The sequence below is a fragment of the Haloferax sulfurifontis genome (genome assembly GCF_014635105.1).
GTDB lineage: Archaea > Halobacteriota > Halobacteria > Halobacteriales > Haloferacaceae > Haloferax > Haloferax denitrificans.
In genome coordinates this window covers 591,466-608,467 of sequence record NZ_BMCI01000003.1, presented here as the reverse complement: position 1 = coordinate 608,467, position 17,002 = coordinate 591,466, and the positions used below count along the sequence as shown (strand labels likewise).

Genomic DNA, 17,002 nt, shown 5'->3' with positions numbered 1-17,002 from the left:
CTCCGCTTCAACTCCTTTGATTTAGCGCCCCATCCCGACGCCGTCTAGTGATTCAACACAGCCGGTCGAAGCGGTCACTGCAACGGAGCGAAACCGGGTCCAGACCGCACTGTTGCAGTTTCACCTTCCCAGGATGGAAGACATCGACGTCGTGGAGTACGACCCGAGGCGGAAACGAGTCGGACTGGCTGAACGGGGCAGAGACGTCGACATCTATCTCTCGGTGGTTCAGAAAGACGACATTCCCTGGGGACCAGTGTATCTGTGGGTCACTGGAATCACGGTTGGTGTGCTCCTCACGTCGAGTGTCGGTATTCCTCCCGGCACGTTCGTGCCGTACGACGTTTGGCTCGTGATGTTCGTACTGGCGATTGGGTTGGTGTCGACCGTACACACTTACCAGAATTACTTTCAGATGCGTCTCGGTACGACAGAGAGACCTCCCGAACTCGAGAGAGAACACACGGAGGAGCGAGACCAGCTCACGTGACGTAATGCACAAACGAGCCCAAATAATCGGTTATCGGGGAGTCGATACGACAATATAATACACGTACCTGTTTACTTCCCGACCAAGGACCGCAACCACTTTGAGGGCCGCGGGTCGCCATTCTCACATGGTCACCATCGCCGGTCTCGCGAGCAACCGCGGACGAAACCTGCGCAACGTCGCCGACCGCGCCCCCGGCGGGGCGGAACTCGGCGTCGTCGTCTCGAACCGCGCCGACGCGCCCGTCGTCGACTGGGCTGACGAACACGGCATCCCCAGCGAGGTCGTCGAACGCGGCGACGACGAGTCCCGCGAGTCCCACGAGGAGCGCATCCTCGACGCTCTCGCGGACTACGACTTCGATATCGTCTGTCTCGACGGCTACATGCGCGTGCTCACCTCGACGTTCCTCGACGCCGCGCCGACGACGCTCAACGTCCACCCGTCGCTCCTTCCCGCGTTCCCCGGCATGGACGCCCACGAGCAGGTCCTCGACGCCGGCGTCAAGACGACCGGCTGTACGGTCCACGTCGTCAACGAGGAGGTCGACGCCGGGCCCATCGTGACGCAGGAGGCCGTCCCGGTGTACACCGACGACGACGCGGACGACCTCAAATCGCGCGTCCTCTACGACGCCGAGTTCAAGGCCTACCCGCGCGCAGTCCGCTGGTTCGCCGAGGGCCGCGTGACGGTCGAAGACGATTCCGTCACCGTCGAGGGCGACGTGGACGCCGGCCTCCCCGAGCGCCGCGTCACCTCCGAGGACCGCTACGACGAACTCCGCTACGGCGAGAACCCCCATCAGGACGCCGCCGTCTACGTGGACGAGACGTGCGACGAGGCGTCGGTCGTCGGCGCGCCCCAGCTCAACGAGGGCGCGAAGGGCCTGTCGTACAACAACTACAACGACGCCGACGGTGCACTCAACATCATCAAGGAGTTCGACGAACCCGCCGCGGCGGTCATCAAGCACACGAACCCCGCCGGCTGTGCCACCGCCGACACGCTCGCTGAAGCCTACGCCGACGCCCTCGCCACCGACCCGATGAGCGCCTTCGGCGGCATCGTCGCGCTCAACCGCGAGTGCGACGCCGAGACGGCCGAACTCATCGTCGACTCGTTCAAGGAAGTCGTCGTCGCGCCCGGCTACACCGACGACGCGCTCGACGTGCTCACCGAGAAGAAGAACCTCCGCGTCCTCGACGTCGGCAGATTACATCTGCCGGGCAGCCAGACGCAGTCTGGCGACGTGGGCGAACTCGGCGAGCGCACCGAAACCTACACCGAGAAGGCGCTCGTCGGCGGCCGGCTCGTTCAGGAGCGCGACCTCTGGACGCCGACGCTCGACGACCTCGAAGTCGTCACCGAGACCGAACCGACCGACGAGCAGTTGGAGACGATGCTGTTCGCGTGGAAGGTCCTGAAGCACGTGAAGTCCAACGGGATTCTCTTCGCCAAGGGAACCGAGACGGTCGGCGTCGGCATGGGGCAGGTCTCCCGCGTCGACGCGGTCGAACTCGCCGCGATGAAGGCCGAGGAACACGCCGAGGGAAAGGACGCGCAGGGTGCCGTCATGGCCTCCGACGCGTTCTTCCCGTTCCCGGACGGCGTGGAGAAGGCGGCCGACGCGGGCATCGAGGCGGTCATCCAGCCCGGCGGGTCGGTGAACGACGAGGAAGTCATCGAGGCGTGCGACGAGCGCGGGATTGCGATGGTCTTCACCGGCCAGCGGTGTTTCCGTCACGATTAGTGACGGAAACTCGTGGCCGCGCGTAGCGCGGACACGGTGCTTTAGGCACGACTGAGCGAAGCGAAAGAGAGCCTAAAGCTCGAAGCACGACCGAAGGGAGTGCTTCGGTGCTTCCGCCACGACTGAACAGCGTGAAGAAGTGACGGAAGTCAGCGAGACGAGCGGTGCGAGTCTCGCGCGATTTGAGACACGACTGAACGAAGCGAGGGAACGTCCGTCTCCTGTTCTCAGAACCTCGCTTTCTTCACGGCCCGTCCGTTCCCACGACCTAACACCGACGGTGTCCCTTCAAGTGTCGGCGAGGCGAACACAGAGATATGTACGAACACATCCTAGTGCCGACCGACGGGAGCGAGGGGACGATGCAGGCAATCGAGCACGCGCTCGAACTCGCCGGGGCGGAGTCGACGATTCACGTGCTGTCGGTCGTCGACCAGCGGGTGTACCTCGCCGCCGGCGGCGACCAACAGGACGCCGTCATCCAGTCGCTCCGCGACGACGCGGTCGATGCGGTCGAGCGGTGCGCCGCGAAGTGCGAGGGGAAGACCGCGGCGACGACGGCGGTTCGAGACGGCGTCCCGCACAAGGTCATCCTCGACTACGCCGACGAACACGGCGTCGACGTGGTCGTGATGGGGACCCACGGGCGGACCGGCCGCGACAAGCTCACCTCGCTCGGGAGCGTCACCGAGCGCGTCATCGAGAACGCCAAGCGCCCGGTGCTCGTCGTCCACATCGACTGAACTGGGCGCGTCAGAGGCGCTTCGATGACGGACTGCGGCGCTCGCGGAGCGTCGCCGACAACTCCCGCCGCCGCGGTTGGTCTGCCCAGCGACCGCCGACCTGTCGCAGGCGTGACGTCGAGCGTTAGGCCTAAGCCCACCGTCCGGTTTCTCACGCGTATGGAGTACCACGAGGCGGTGAACTTCCTTTTCGACCTCCGGCGGTTTCAGGTCAAGCCGGGGACCGAGTCGATTCGGCGGTTGCTCTCTCACCTCGGCAACCCCCACGAAGACGTGTCGTTCGTGCAGGTCGCGGGGTCGAACGGCAAAGGAAGCACCGCCCGGATGGTCGACGCGATACTGCGCGAGTCGGGCGCGCACGTCGGCCTGTACACCTCGCCGCACTTCGACGACGTGCGGGAGCGAATCCGCGTCGACGGCCGGAAGGTTCCGAAGTCCGCGCTGTCGGCGTTCGTGGCCGAAGCCAAGCCGTTCCTCGTCGAGCGCGCCGCCGACGGCGAGCCGCTGACCTTCTTCGAGACCGTCACCGCCCTCGCGCTGTGGTACTTCGACCGCGCGGGCGTCGACGTGGCGGTCCTCGAAGTCGGGATGGGCGGCGAACTCGACGCGACGAGCGCCGTCGACCCGGTCGCGAGCGCCGTCACCAACGTCTCGCTCGAACACACCGCCGTCCTCGGCGACACCGTCGCGGAAATCGCGAAGACGAAAGCCGCCGTCGCGCCCGCCGACGCGCCGCTCGTGACCGGGGCGACCGGCGAGGCGCTGTCGGTCATCCGCGAGGAGGCCGGCGACGTGTTGACCGTCGGCGACGCCGACTCAGACGCCGACGTTCGCGCCTCCTACGGCGGCCGCGTCAACCACCAAGAGGCCGCCGTCACCGTCGAGACCGACGCCGAGACGCTCGACGTTCGAATCCCGCTTTTGGGCGCGTATCAGGCGCGAAACGCCGGCATCGCCGTCTCGCTCGCCCGGCAGGTCCGCCCCGACATCGGCGCGGAGGCGATTCACCGCGGCCTCCGAAACGCCCACTGGCCGGGTCGGTTCGAGGTCATGGGCACGGAGCCGACGGTCGTCCTCGACGGCGCGCACAACCCCGACGCCTGCGCGCAGGTCGCCACCGTCCTCGAGGAGTTCGACTACGACGACCTCCACCTCGTCTACGGCGCGATGCACGACAAGGACCACCGCGAGATGGTCGGGGCGCTCCCGGAGGTGGCGTCGGTCGTCACCTGCAAGGCGGACATCTCGCGGGGCGAGGCCCCCGAGATACTGTCGTCCGTCTTCGAGCGACTCGACGGTCCCGCGGTCGAGACCGGCGGCGCGGTCGCCTCGGCGCTCGACCGGGCGCGCGCCCGCGCCGACCCCGACGACTGCGTGCTCGTCGTCGGCTCGCTGTACGTCGTCGCCGAGGCCCGCACGACGTGGACGCGGGCGGTCGTCCCGAAGGCCCACCGCACGCTCGACGACGCCCGCCGGACGCTCGAACGCGCGAACGTCGCGGACGCCGCCGAACGGAGCGAGCGCGCGAAGCGGGCGGTCAACCGAACGGTCCACACCCGCGTCCAGCGCCGGCAGGCCCGGATACTCCGCGAGGAACTGCTGTCGGTCGGCGGCGACTGCGCCGTCTCGGGCCACGAGTTCGGCGGGGAACTCGTCGACGTGGTTCTGACCGGGACGCTCAACCAGTTCGAGCGCCTGACGGCGGGCCTCGAAGCCCAGCCGTACGCGCTCGCGGGCGTCGCCGAGGAGATTCGCGGGACGCTCGACATCGGGGCGGCCGACGCCGGCGAAGACGACGAGGGCGGCGACGCGAGCGACGCCGGCCGCGACGAAGCCGGCGACTACCCGTGGGACGACGGCACGGCCGTCATGGGCATCCTGAACGTGACGCCGAACAGCTTCCACGACGGCGGGGAGTTCTACGACATCGACGACGCCGTCGAGCAGGCGCGGGCGATGGTCGACGCCGGCGTGGACATCATCGACGTGGGCGGCGAGAGCACCCGCCCCGGCGCGGCCGAGGTGCCCGTCGACGAGGAGATTCGCCGCGTCGCGCCCGTCATCGAGGCCATCGCCGACCTCAACGTGCTCGTGTCGGTAGACACCCGGAAGGCCGCGGTCGGCGAGGCCGCTCTCGACGCCGGCGCGGACATCCTCAACGACGTGACCGGCCTCGAAGACCCCGAGATGCGCTTCCTCGCGGCCGAGCGCGACGCGCCGGTAATCGTGATGCACAGCATCGACGCGCCGGTCGACCCGTCCCGCGAGGTCGACTACGACGACGTGGTCGAGGACGTCATCGACGAGCTGACCGAGCTGGTGTTGCTCGCCGAGAAGGCGGGCATTCCGCGGCGGAACATCATCGTCGACCCCGGCCTCGGCTTCGGGAAGTCGAAGGCCGAGAACTTCGAACTCCTCGGGCGCACCGACGAGTTCGCCGCGCTCGGCTGTCCGATTCTCGTCGGCCACTCCCACAAGTCGATGTTCTCGCTCGTCGGCGAGAAGCCGGGCGACAACCTCGCGGCGACCGTCGCGGGCACGGCCATCGCCGCCGACCGCGGGGCCGACATCGTCCGCGTCCACGACGTGCCGGAGAACGTCGCCGCCGTGAACGTCGCGCTCGCCTCGCGGGACCCGAGTCGGTTCGAAGACGACGCGGAACGCGAAGACTGAGAACCGACGCCCAGCGCGTCGGGGTGAAACCGGTGTTTTTCTGCGCCGGGCGTCTACTCTCTCCTCGTGTGCACACTCATCCTCGCGTGGCAGGTGTTCGAAGCCGCGCCGGTCGTCGTCGCCGCCAACCGCGACGAACTCCTCGGCAGGCCCGCCGAACCGCCCCGGCGGTGGGAAAACGGCGACGGCCCCGCAGTCGTCGCTCCGCGAGATGCCGAGGCTGGCGGCACATGGGTCGGTTACAACGACGCGGGCGTCTTCGTCGGCATCACCAACCGCTGGGTCGAGGTTTCGGGCGGCGGCGAGCGCTCTCGCGGTCACCTCGTCCGCGACGCGCTCCGCCGCGAGACCGCCGAGGACGCGGCGCGGTTCGTCGAGCGCGCGGTCGACAAGCACGTCTACGACGGCTTCAATCTCGTCGTCGCCGACGAGAACGCCGCGCTGTTCTTCGAGTGGGACGGCAGTCTGTCGGTTCGGAACTTCGACCCCGGCGTCCGCGTCGTCGTCAACGTCGGGACGCCCGACTCGTGGTTCGTCCCCGAGCGACGCCCCGAGGTGGGCGAACGGCAGGCCGACAACGCCCGGCGGCTAGAGGAGGCGCTTCAGCCCGAGCCGAGCGAGTCGGTGGGCGCGTGGCGCGAGCGGGCGAAAGCCGCGCTCGGCGACCACGACTTCGGCGTCTGCGTCCACGACTCGGAGGGTCGGTTCGGCACGCGCTCGTCGTCGGTCATCACGCTCGGCGAGGCGGAATTCGCGTACGAATTCGCCGACGGCCCGCCGTGTCAGACCGCCTTCGAACCGGTCGAACGTCAGGATTAAACCGCTCGCACGACGTGTACGTGGTATGAGCGCGAGCGAAGCCGAGCAAGACCTTTCTTCCGACGAGCGCGCGGGACTGGAACTCATCCGCGAGTCGGGCGGCATCCACCAGAGCGACTTCTGGAAAGAACTCGACATCTCCTCCCGGAAGGGGAGTCGCATCGCCGAGGTGCTGGAGTCGCTCGGTCTCATCAAGCGGACCGAGACGGTCTACAACGGCCACACCACCTACTACCTCGAACCGGCCGCGCGCGACCTCGACTTCGCGATGCTGATGGCGGGCGACATGCTCTCGCCGCTCATCGGCGAAGAGGAGATTAACGCCAACAGCAACGCCTTCTCGCAGTGGCTCATGAACCTCGCCTACGAGGAGTACTGAGCCGCCTGCGGTCTCTCTCCGCGGCCCGATAGCCGACCGTTTTCCAGATTCTGTTTCCGTTTTCCGTTCCCGCCTCGTCGTTCCGACCGCGAGCGACGCGGTCGCTCGCCGGACGGGGGTCGGAGAAGAACGCGCGGGAACCGAGAACCGAGAACCGCGGGACGCGGCTTACTCTTCGGTCTGTTCGTCGTCCTCGGTCGCCAGCAGGTCGTTGGCTTCGAGGTAGCTCTCGATTTCGTCGTTAGACAGTTCGACGAAGCGCTCGGACTCCGCGGAGACGGTCGCCACGTCGACGCCGTCGGGGGCGGTGCCCTCGTCGCTGGTCGAGGCGATGGCTTCGAGCGCGAGTTCGATGCCCTCGTCGAGGCTCAGGTCGTCGCGGAAGTTCTCTTCGAGGTGCTCTTGGTGGTCGCCGCGGTCCGCCCCGATGGAGACGGCCTTCCACTCGTAGGGGGTCCCCGAGGGGTCCGTCTCGTAGAGGCGGGGCGTGCCGTTTTCGACGCCGCCGATGAGGAGTGCGACGCCGAACGGGCGCGCGCCGCCGACCTGCGTGTACTGCTGGATGTGGTCGGTGACTTCCTTGGTCAGCGTCTCGATGCCGATGGGTTCGCCGTAGCGGAGGCGGTTGACCTGCGACTGGCGGCGGGCGAAGTCGATGAGCTGGCGGGCGTCGGCGACGTGGCCGGCGCTCGCGATGCCGATGTGGTCGTCCGCCTTGTGAATCTTCTCGACGCTCGTCGGTTCCATCAGTGGCGAGCGAGAGCGCTTGTCCGCCGCGAGGACGACGCCCTCGGGCGTTCGCACGCCGATGCTCGCGGTGCCGCGCTTGACGGCCTCGCGAGCGTATTCGACCTGATAGAGTCGACCATCCGGCGAGAAGATCGTAATCCCGCGGTCGTACGCCTGTTGTTGCGCTTGTCCCTGCATGGAATATCACTCGAAATCGAGTTGCGTCGCGCCCGTGAACCCGTCCGAACCGCGAACGTCGAAGAGGGAGTCGCGGACGACGGCGGTTCGGGATTCGTTCTCGAACACGACGGTTCTCTCCTCGGAAATTCCGGCCCGGCCGTGTAAATACCTTTCCGAACAGGCACGCACTGTCCCCGAGACGCCTCGCACTCTCACCCCCACTGGGTCGCCGCCGACGGCGTTGATGCAGGCGAGCGCGGCCCGGGCGTCTTCGACGTGACCGCGTCGGGCGCGGACGACGGTCTCGGCGACGCCGTCGGCGTAGTCGAACCCGAGGACGGTCAGGTCGGCGTCGGCGCTCCCGGCGTCGCCGTAGAGGTTCTGGGCGGCGTACCAGAGTTCGCGCTGGAACGGCCCGCGGGCGAGGTCGGCGTCGGGCCACGTCTCGACTTCGACGGCGAGGTATCGCCGCCGCGGCCGGAGGTGTTTGGGCAGGTGTTTCATCGGCTCAGCTCACTCGTCGGCGGTCGGCGCTCGCTCTGCGACGAGGACACCCACCTGCTCGTGGACCGATTCGACGGCCGTGAGGACGAAGCCGGCGTCCGTGAGCGCGTCGGCGAGGAAGCCGACGGTCGCGGGGTCGTCCACCTCGGGCGAGTAGAACGGCTCGTCGGGGTCGGGCGTCCCGAAGAACATCACGTCGCCGAGGACGAACCGCCGCGGTCCGAGGTCGGCGATGACGTCGATGGCCTCGCGCTTTTCCTCGTCCGAGAGGTGGTGCATGGCGAAGTTCGTGACCACGATATCGACCTGTTCGTCGCCGACGTTGGGGTCGCGGAACCGGCCCTCGCCGAACTCGACGTTCTCGATGCCGACTTCGGCGGCCTTGGTGCGGGCCTGTTCGAGCATTCCCTCGCTGATGTCGCGGCCGACGACGCGCTTCGCGTCGGGGGCGAGTGCGAGGGCGATAGCGCCCGTACCGGTTCCGAGGTCGAGCACCACGTCCTCGGGGGAGGGGTCGACGTAGTGGACGACGAGCGAGACGCACGCGCGGTACTCGTCGCTGTCTTGGGAGTCGTCGTACTCCGCGGCGATGTGGGAAAAGCGGGCGGCGTGTTCCTCAATCGTCTTCTTCATACCGTCCCCGTTTGACGCCGGGGGCTATGAACGACTCGGACGTGCGCTCGCGGTTGCGCGCCGCGAGGCGGCCCCACTCGCGGAGGCCGTCGAGCACCTGCTCGCGGTCGAAGCCGATGACCTCGCCCAGCCCCGCCAACTCGCGGGGGCTCCGCAGTTGGAGGTGCGACGACGGGGTCGCGGAGACGACGTAGGGCGCGTCGTAGTACTCGACGAGTTCGCGGAGTTTCCGGAGCGCCGAGATGGCCTGCACGCGGGTTCCCCCGTCGCTTCGGAGCACCGGCCCGAAGTCGAACTCGACGCGGACGCCGTTGTCGCGGGCGGCCTTGGCGAGGACGTGGTTGAAGTTGCCCTCGCCCGCCATCGGCCGGGAGAGCACGTCTATTCGCGGCTGTTCGACGGCGAATCGGTTGAGCGCGTTCGTCCCCCCGCGGAGGACGAGCAGTTCGCGCTGTGGCCGGTAGTTGCCGACCGCGCCGCTGGCTTGTTCCGGGTTCGAGGCGTCGATTTCGACGGCGTCGACGAGGTCAACGTCGAGCGCCTCGCGGAGACGGTCGTAGTCGGGGCGGGCGTCGAGCGCGCGGACGACGACGCCGTCGTAGTCGTACCGCCCGGCGGCGACGGCGACGCGACTGACCGTGCTCTCGCCGTCGGGGTGTGCGTAGACCGCCTCGTACATACGTCGACTCAGGTGCGGGTGGGAAAAGGGCGTTGCGTTCCGGAGCCGCGGGGCGGTCGGCGCGAGCGAACGGGTGAGTAGGCGAGCGAACGGTCGAACGGGCGAGCGGGTGAACAGGCGAACGGGCGAGCGGGTGAACAGGCGAACGGGTGAACAGGCGAACGGGCGCTCAGACGCCGCGGGCGGCGACGAGCGACGCGACGAGGAGCGCGGCGACACCGACGCCCACGCCGAAGCCGGGGATTTCGATTCCGGACGGCGAATCGCTCGTCGTCGCGGGCGACGAGGCCGCCGTCTCGGCCGTCGCGTCGGCCTCTCCGATATCGGGCGTGAGCGTCGAGTTCTCGGGCATGTCGTACGTCACGAGCGTGGCGTTTTCCTCGTAGGTGGTCTGTTGGTCGCGGCGAACCGAGACCTTGACCGGCCCGCCGCGGAGTCGCGCCAGTTCCGAGAGGTCGAACGTCACGTCGAAGCTTCCGTTTTCGCCGACGCGGACGGCCTTCGAGACGAGGAACGGGTGGGTGTCGCCGACGGACTGCACGCGGACGCCGATGAGCGTCCCGGTCGCGTACGGGGTCGTTCCGTGGACGTGCTCGCCGTCGACCGCGTCGAGCGTGAGTTCGTCGCCCGGGTGGTCGATGACGGTGCCGCTGTCGGCCGCGGCGACGCCGGACAGCGACAGCGCGACCACGACGAGGAGAGCGACGCTGAGGTGGGGAGGGCGCATCGTCCGAAACGTATCGTTCGGACAACAAGTACGTTGTGATTAGCCGACACTTAGGCGACGATTGCGGCGACCGCGGCTTCGAGCGCGGCGGCCGCGGTCCGCACGTCCTCGGTGCGCACGTACTCTCTGTCGGCGTGCGCGACCGCGCCCTCGTCGTCGGCGAGGTGGCCGGGTCCGAAGACGACGACGGGCGCGGGAGAGAAGTAGGAGGCCTCGGTCGCGGCGGTGAAGGGGCGGACGTCCGCCCGCCCGCCGGCGTCTCGGGAGGCCGCCGCGAGCGTCGTCACGAGCTCGTGGTCGGGGTCGGTCGCGAACGCTTCGAGGAACGGCGTCGGGCGCTCGGTGAGCGCGAAATCGACGCTCACGTCGTCGGACACGCCGTCCGACACCGCGGCCCGGAGCGTCGACTGGAGTTCCTCGCGGAAGCCGTCGGCCGTCTCCGGGGGAACGCTCCGGCGGTCGACCACGAGCCGGCAGTCGGCGGGGACCTGATTCGAGTTCGCGCCGCCGTCGACCATCGTCGGCGTCAGCGTCGCCGGGCCGAGTTCGGGGTGGGCCTCGCGGCCGTCGTCGAACGACCGGAGGGCGTCGAGCACCGGCGCGAGCGCGTCCACGGCGTTGGCGCCCGACTGCGGCTCGGCCGCGTGCGCGGCGACGCCCGACAGCGACACCGTTCCCTCGAACCGGCCCTTCGCGGCCGTACAGACGTCGAGGCCGGTCGGCTCGCCGACGATGTACATGTCGCCGTCGAGGTCGAGTTCGGCCGCGCCGGTCGAGAGGAGTTCCTCGTCGGGCGTAACCGCCAGCGTGACTCGGCTGTCGGGGCCGGGGTCGACGGCGAAAAAGGCCGATAGCAGGGCCGCGAGCGGCCCTTTCGCGTCGCAGGAGCCGCGGCCGCGGATGACGCCCTCGTCGCGTTCGTACGGGACGTGCGGCGAGACGGTGTCGATGTGCGTGTTGAGGACGAGGTGCGTCGCCGGCTCCGCCGCTCCCTTCGAGGCGACGGTGTTGCCGGCGTCGTCCACGGTCGGCGAGACGCCCTCGGTTTCGAGCGTCTCGACCAGCAGGTCGCGCATCTCGCCCACGTCGTCGTTCGACGCGACGGGGACGGCGCGTTCGAGGAACGCGACGGGGTCGAACCCGTCGGCGTCGCCGCTCATCGCTCGCGGAAGACGATGTCGGCTTCGCCGTCGCCCTCGTAGACGGCCGGTCCGCCGAGGAGTGCCGACCCCTCGTCGGGGACGGTCACGGAGAGCGCGCCGCCCGGCGGAGAGACGGTCACGGACTCGTCGCCGGAGACGCGACCGAGTCGCTTCGCGGCCGCGACGACGGCGACCGCGCCGGTGCCGCAGGACTGCGTCTCGCCTTCGACGCCGCGCTCGAAGGTGCGCTGGCGGAAGCCGCCCTCGCCGTCGGGGGAGGCGAGCGTGACGTTCGCGCCGTCCGGGAACACCGGGGCGTGGCGGACCGCGGGTGCGACCGATTCGAGGTCAACGTCGTCCACGTCGTCGACGAACGCGACGGCGTGGGGAACGCCCGTGTTGACGGCCGTGACCGTCAGGCCCTCGACCTCGGTCTCGACGAGTTCGTCGTCGGCCGAAAGCGGCACGTCGCGGGGCGAAAAGGAGGGCGCGCCCATCTCGACGGTCACGTCGGTGCCGTCGAGGTTCGCGCGGCGGGTGCCGGCGGGCGTGTCTATCATGACTTCGTCCGTGCCGGTTCGCTCGGCGGCCCACGCGGCCGCGACGCGAGCGCCGTTGCCGCACATGGCGGCGACCGAGCCGTCGGGTTGGACGAGCGTCATGACGACCCGCGGCGGGTCGTAACGCGATTCGAGCGCGAGAAACAGGACGCCGTCTGCGCCGCGTCGCTCGCTCTCGCTCATGGTGATTCCGGCCTCGCGGTCGCAGTGGGTGCGCGCGAAGGCGGGTCGGTCCGGGACCGGGTCGTCTGCGTCGACGACGAAGAAGTCGTTTCCAGTGCCGTGGAACTTTTCGAAGGGAACGGTGTTGAGTACGCTCATGATTCTGTGTTGGTGCTTGGTCAGTTGGGGATGTGCTCGGATGCGGTTCGTTCGAGTGCGGTGACGTCGTCGAGGGTCTCGCGCCGGCGGGCCAGTCGGGGGCCGTCGGCGTCGAGGACGACTTCCGGGGGGCGCGGTCGAGAGTTGTAGGTGCTGGCCATCTCGTAGCCGTACGCCCCCGCGTTGCCGAGCGCGAGACAGTCGCCGCGCTCGGGTTCGGGGAGGTCGCGGCCGTCGGCGAACACGTCGCTCGTCTCGCAGACGGGGCCCGCGACGATGGTCGAAACCGGGTCGGCGTCGGGCCGAGAGAGATTGGAAATCGCGTGGTACGCGTCGTACATCGCCGGTCGGAGCAGAGTCGTCATACCAGCGTCGATGCCGACGACGGTCGTCTCGGGGGTCTCTTTCACCGTGTTGACTTCCGAGAGGAGGACGCCCGCGTCGGCGACGACGTAGCGGCCGGGTTCGACTGCGAGTCGCGCGTCGACTTCGCCGAGCGCCTCGCGGGTCGCGTCGGCGACGGCGGCGAGGTCGAGCGGCGGTTCGTCCTCGCGGTAGGGGACGCCGAAGCCGCCGCCGACGTCGACGAATTCGAGGTCGCCGACCTCGCGGGCGAGGTCGCCCATCCGGCGGACCAACTCGCGGTGCGCCGAGAGGTCGTCGCCGGAGATGCCGCTTCCGGCGTGGGCGTGGACGCCGACGAGGTCGAACTCCTCGCGCACGTCGGTGGCGAGGTCGGGGACGCGGTCGATGGGGATGCCGAACTTCGCGTGCCCGCCGGTCGTGACCTTCTCGTGGTGACCCGCGCCGACGCCGGGGTTCGCCCGGAGGCAGAGCCGCCCGTCGAAGCCGCGCTCGCGCAGGCGGTCGATAGTGTCCGCCGCGCCGACCGTGACGGTCATCTCGGGGTTCGACTCCCAGCGCGAGACGACGTGGTCGAGGTCGGCGTCCGGCGGGTTGACCGCCGTGTAGCGGACGCGCTCGCCGGGGAAGCCCGCGTCGAGGGCGCGCTCGACCTCGCCCGCGGAGGCGCACTCGGCGTCGACGCCGGCCTCGCGGACAGCTTCGAGCACCGCTCGCCCGGCGTGGGCCTTGACGGCGTAGCTGACGTGCGCCTCGGGGAACGCCTCGCGGAGTCGGAAACAGTTCTCGCGGACGCGACGGAGGTCGGTCACGTACAGCGGCGAGCCGAACTCGTCGGCGAGCGACAGCAGGTGCTCGCGGTCCCAGTCCGAGAGCCGCCGGACGGCCGGCCCGCCGCCGCTCATTCGCGCAGTGCCTCCTCCCGACGGGTCGCGTCGAGGGTGTCGTCCTCGATGTCGAGGGCGACGACCGCGGGCTTGTACGCGCCGCCGGCAAAGAGGTCGTGGTCGCCGAGCGACGACTCCACGAACCGCGTGAAGGCGCGGCGGTTCGCGGGCAGGTGGCCGTAGTAAATCTCCTCGTCCACGAGGTCGTAGACGGGGATGCGGGGCGTCAGAAGCGTGTTCTCACCGACGATGGAGTTCTCGCCGACGACGAAGCCGGAGGTGACCCGACAGCCCGCGCCGAGCGCCGCGCCGTCTTCGACGACGACCGGGGCGTCCTCGACGGGTTCGAGCACGCCGCCGATGAGCGTGTTCGCGCCGAGCTTGACGTTCGCGCCGATCTGCGCGCAGGAGCCGACGGTGTCACAGGAGTCCACGAGCGTGCCGTCGCCGACGTGCGCGCCGACGTTCACGAACGAGGGGCTCATCATGATGCAGTCGGAGCCGAGGTACGCGCCGCGGCGGATGGCGGTGCCGTCCGGGGTGTTGCGCGTGCCGCGCTCGCCGAGGTCCTCGGTGTCGCGCAGGGGGAGCACGTCGTGATAGCGGACGTCGCCGTACTCGCGGGCGAGCGTCTCGCGCAGGCCGAAGTTGAGCAGGATGCCCCGCTTGACCCACTCGTTTGCCTCCCAGGAGGTCACGTCGGAGCCGGTCTTCTCGGCGGCGCGCACCTCGCCCGCTTCGAGGGCGTCGAGGAACGCGTCGAGCGTGTCGAGCTCGTCGACGGTCGCCGATTCGGCGTCGACGTCGCCGTCGTCGTATCGCTGCCACAGGTCTCGTACGTCGGATTCCAGATTCATTCGAGTACCTCGGTGAAGTCGTACCACCCGGCGTCGCGGTCGGCGAGCCACGCCGCGGCGTCGAGCGCGCCGGCGGCGAACACTCCCCGCGACCCCGCGCGGTGCGTGAGTGAAAGAGACTCGTGATTTCCAGCCAGTAATACCTCGTGCTCTCCGGCAATATCCCCCGCCCGGCGAGCGTGGACGCCCACCTCGCCTTCGGACCGGGGCGCTTCGCCCTCGCGGCCGTGGACGCGCTCGGACTCGCCGCGCACGTCGTCGATATCGTCCAAGAGGGTCAGCGCCGTCCCGCTCGGGGCGTCGCGCTTGGCGTTGTGGTGCGTCTCGGTGAGTTCGATGTCGTAGCCGTCGAGGGCCGGGACCGCCTCGCGGACGGCCCGGCGGAGCGCCGCGATGCCCCGCGAGAAGTTCGACGCGTACAGCACCGGGACTTCCGATGCGGCCTCGCGGAGCGCGTCGAAGCCGCCCTCGCTCAGCCCGGTCGTGCCGGTGACGAAGGCGACGCCCGCCTCGCCGCAGGCCGACGCGTACTCGATGCAGGACGCCGGACCGGTGAAATCGACGACGACGTCGGGCTGGTTCGAGGCGAGCAGGTCGGCGAAGTCGGCCGCGTCCTCGACGGCGACCCCTTCGACTGACTCGCCGGGCGAGCGACTGACCGCGAAGGCGACCGAGAGGTCGTCGCGGTCGGTGGCCACGGCGAGGACTTCCCCGCCCATGCGGCCGGTCGCGCCGGTGACGCCGACGGAGACCGTCACTCGTCGCTCCCCCCGTCCGGAATCGCCTGCCCCGCTTCGAGGTCGGACAGCAGGCGGCGCAGTTCCTCGGTGTTGTCCTCCGTGAGTCGGGTGAGCGGCGGGCGCAGGCGCGCCGGGCCGTAGCCCCGAATCTCCATGGCCTCCTTGACCGGGATGGGGTTCGTCTCGGAGAACAGGTGGCGGTTCAGCGGGGCGAGGTCGTGGTGGATGTCGCGGGCGCGCTCGTAGTCGCCCTGTAGCGCCGAGTGGACCATCGCGCCGACGCGCGCGGGTTCGACGTTCGCCGTGACCGAGATGGCGCCGACGCCGCCGACCGAGAGAATCGGGAGCGTGAGCGCGTCGTCGCCCGACAGCACCGCGAACTGCTCGTCTCGGGTCCGCTCGACGACCTCCGAAACCTGGCCGAGGTCGCCGCTGGCGGCCTTGTAGGCGGTGATGTTCGGGTGCTCGGCGAGCGTCGCGGCCGTCTCGGGCAGGATGTTGCTTCCGGTCCGGCTGGGGACGTTGTAGACGATCTGCGGCAGGTTGATTTCGTCGGCGATGGTCCGGTAGTGGTCGACGAGGCCGGCCTGCTCGGGCTTGTTGTAGTACGGCGAGATGAGGAGCAACGCGTCGGCCCCGGCGTCGGCGGAGCGCCGGGAGAGTTCGAGCGCCTCGCGGGTCGAGTTCGACCCGGAGCCGGCGATGACGGGCACGTCCTCGACGGCCTCGACGGCCGCCTCGACGACTTCGACGTGTTCGTCGTGGGAGAGCGTCGCGGACTCGCCGGTCGAACCGACGGGCACGACGCCGTCGACGCCGGCTTCTTCGAGGCGTCGCACGTCGGCTTGGAACTGTTCGAAGTCGATACTGCCGTCCTCGTGGAACGGCGTGGTCATCGCGGGATAGACGCCGCGGAAGTCGAGTGATGTCATTGTGGTTGGTGGGTGTGGTGACGGTCGTGGGAGCGTCGATATCGGTCGTGTGACCGGAACGTGCGTCAGCCGAAGGCCGCCCGAGACGGGGTCGCTACTCCCGCAACGAGCGATTCAGTACGCACGTTTTTTCGAAAAGAAAGCGGCACGCGACGCTGTCGAAGGTGTGGTGACCTGCGAGGGCCGCGTCGCGTCGTTCACACCGGATGCAGGTGCCGGAAGCGTAATATAACTTGCGTCGTCTGCAGGTCCTGCCGGAGCGAGTGGGCGGGCTGAAGGGCGTCTCGGGACGCCTTCCGCCGGTTCTCGGTCGCCGAGGTGGACGTCCGTCCGCCGCGTTCCCGTCTCCCCGGACGGTTATTAGTCCGCGCCGTCCAAGCGTCGTACGAATGACCGAGATTCACCCCGACCAGCGCGTCGCCATCCTGGCCGACGCACAGAACCTCTACCATACGGCACAGAGCCTGTACTCGCGGAACATCGACTACTCGTCGCTCCTCCAGAAGGGGACGGCGGGCCGCGCGCTCACCCGCGCCATCGCCTACGTCATCCGGGCGGATTCGCCCGACGAGGTGAGCTTTTTCGATGCACTCGTCGACATCGGTTTCGAGACGAAAATCAAGGACATCAAGACGTTCGGCGACGGCTCGAAGAAGGCCGACTGGGACCTCGGCATCGCGCTCGACGCGGTTAGCCTCGCCGACCACGTGGACACGGTCGTCCTCTGTTCGGGCGACGGCGACTTCGAGCGGCTCTGTACCCACCTCCGCCACGAGGGCGTCCGAGTCGAGGTGATGGCGTTCAGGGAGTCTACCGCCGAGGAACTCGTCGCGGCGGCGGACACGTTCATCGACCTCTCGGAGCGAAAAGAGACGTTCCTGCTGTAATCCCCGC

18 protein-coding genes are annotated in these 17,002 nt (G+C 69.1%); 7 read left to right on the top strand and 11 right to left on the bottom strand.

Translation table 11 applies throughout. From position 1 onward, the window contains the following. Window positions 1-31 precede the first annotated feature (31 nt). The 6 genes from IEV64_RS11485 to IEV64_RS11460 all read left to right on the top strand — a co-directional run bounded on the left by IEV64_RS11485 (window position 32) and on the right by IEV64_RS11460 (window position 6,854). Window positions 32-490, top strand: coding sequence for a DUF7344 domain-containing protein (locus IEV64_RS11485; protein WP_425433188.1), 459 nt, complete (start codon window positions 32-34; stop codon window positions 488-490). Between the two features lie 127 nt (window positions 491-617). Continuing rightward, window positions 618-2,240 carry a bifunctional phosphoribosylaminoimidazolecarboxamide formyltransferase/IMP cyclohydrolase gene (gene purH, locus IEV64_RS11480; RefSeq protein WP_188423915.1) on the top strand — a complete coding sequence of 541 codons (1,623 nt, stop codon included), beginning with the start codon at window positions 618-620 and terminating at the stop codon, window positions 2,238-2,240. Between the two features lie 317 nt (window positions 2,241-2,557). Further along, a complete protein-coding gene (locus IEV64_RS11475; protein WP_007273415.1) occupies window positions 2,558-2,983 on the top strand; it encodes a universal stress protein in 426 nt (141 codons plus the stop codon). Window positions 2,984-3,142: 159 nt separating this feature from the next. After that, window positions 3,143-5,656 (top strand): dihydropteroate synthase, encoded by a 2,514-nt coding sequence (gene folP / locus IEV64_RS11470; protein ID WP_188423914.1) that lies wholly within the window; start codon window positions 3,143-3,145, stop codon window positions 5,654-5,656. 66 nt (window positions 5,657-5,722) lie between these two features. Next, window positions 5,723-6,475, top strand: a complete 753-nt coding sequence (locus tag IEV64_RS11465; RefSeq protein WP_188423913.1) for an NRDE family protein — start codon at window positions 5,723-5,725, stop codon at window positions 6,473-6,475. A 25-nt stretch (window positions 6,476-6,500) separates the two neighbouring features. Next, the gene (locus IEV64_RS11460; protein WP_004970927.1) at window positions 6,501-6,854 is read left to right on the top strand and encodes a helix-turn-helix transcriptional regulator; all 354 of its coding nucleotides are present in this window, start codon (window positions 6,501-6,503) and stop codon (window positions 6,852-6,854) included. 168 nt (window positions 6,855-7,022) lie between these two features. Here IEV64_RS11460 and psmA read toward each other — a convergent pair whose 3' ends face one another. From psmA to dapA, 11 genes are all read right to left on the bottom strand, one after another. Then, window positions 7,023-7,781 carry an archaeal proteasome endopeptidase complex subunit alpha gene (gene psmA / locus IEV64_RS11455; protein WP_188423912.1) on the bottom strand — a complete coding sequence of 253 codons (759 nt, stop codon included), beginning with the start codon at window positions 7,779-7,781 and terminating at the stop codon, window positions 7,023-7,025. 6 nt (window positions 7,782-7,787) lie between these two features. After that, complete coding sequence (locus IEV64_RS11450; RefSeq protein WP_188423911.1) at window positions 7,788-8,267, bottom strand: Rpp14/Pop5 family protein; 480 nt, start codon at window positions 8,265-8,267, stop codon at window positions 7,788-7,790. Window positions 8,268-8,276: 9 nt separating this feature from the next. After that, window positions 8,277-8,900 (bottom strand): class I SAM-dependent methyltransferase, encoded by a 624-nt coding sequence (locus tag IEV64_RS11445; RefSeq protein WP_188423910.1) that lies wholly within the window; start codon window positions 8,898-8,900, stop codon window positions 8,277-8,279. Further along, window positions 8,884-9,579, bottom strand: coding sequence for an RNase P subunit p30 family protein (locus tag IEV64_RS11440; protein WP_007273421.1), 696 nt, complete (start codon window positions 9,577-9,579; stop codon window positions 8,884-8,886). Before IEV64_RS11440 ends, IEV64_RS11445 begins: the two co-directional genes overlap by 17 nt. A gap of 169 nt (window positions 9,580-9,748) precedes the next feature. Beyond that, window positions 9,749-10,306: a BGTF surface domain-containing protein gene (locus IEV64_RS11435; RefSeq protein WP_007273422.1), complete on the bottom strand. Its 558-nt coding sequence runs from the start codon at window positions 10,304-10,306 to the stop codon at window positions 9,749-9,751. 50 nt (window positions 10,307-10,356) lie between these two features. Further along, window positions 10,357-11,466: a M20 family metallopeptidase gene (locus IEV64_RS11430; protein ID WP_007273423.1), complete on the bottom strand. Its 1,110-nt coding sequence runs from the start codon at window positions 11,464-11,466 to the stop codon at window positions 10,357-10,359. Further along, window positions 11,463-12,329 carry a diaminopimelate epimerase gene (dapF, locus tag IEV64_RS11425; RefSeq protein ID WP_188423909.1) on the bottom strand — a complete coding sequence of 289 codons (867 nt, stop codon included), beginning with the start codon at window positions 12,327-12,329 and terminating at the stop codon, window positions 11,463-11,465. The genes IEV64_RS11430 and dapF overlap by 4 nt, the downstream gene beginning before the upstream one ends. Window positions 12,330-12,349: 20 nt before the next feature. Further along, entirely contained in the window at window positions 12,350-13,597 is a 1,248-nt protein-coding gene (lysA, locus tag IEV64_RS11420) for a diaminopimelate decarboxylase (RefSeq protein ID WP_007273424.1), read from the bottom strand. Then, complete coding sequence (locus tag IEV64_RS11415; protein ID WP_007273425.1) at window positions 13,594-14,436, bottom strand: 2,3,4,5-tetrahydropyridine-2,6-dicarboxylate N-succinyltransferase; 843 nt, start codon at window positions 14,434-14,436, stop codon at window positions 13,594-13,596. The genes lysA and IEV64_RS11415 overlap by 4 nt, the downstream gene beginning before the upstream one ends. Next, window positions 14,433-15,194, bottom strand: coding sequence for a 4-hydroxy-tetrahydrodipicolinate reductase (dapB, locus tag IEV64_RS11410; protein ID WP_188423908.1), 762 nt, complete (start codon window positions 15,192-15,194; stop codon window positions 14,433-14,435). The genes IEV64_RS11415 and dapB overlap by 4 nt, the downstream gene beginning before the upstream one ends. Then, on the bottom strand, window positions 15,191-16,108 hold the full coding sequence (gene dapA, locus IEV64_RS11405; protein WP_188423907.1) for a 4-hydroxy-tetrahydrodipicolinate synthase: 918 nt from the start codon (window positions 16,106-16,108) through the stop codon (window positions 15,191-15,193). Before dapA ends, dapB begins: the two co-directional genes overlap by 4 nt. Before the next feature lie 389 nt (window positions 16,109-16,497). Here dapA and IEV64_RS11400 point away from each other — a divergent pair, with 389 nt between their 5' ends. Next, window positions 16,498-16,995, top strand: coding sequence for a LabA-like NYN domain-containing protein (locus tag IEV64_RS11400; RefSeq protein ID WP_007273428.1), 498 nt, complete (start codon window positions 16,498-16,500; stop codon window positions 16,993-16,995). Window positions 16,996-17,002: the final 7 nt, after the last annotated feature.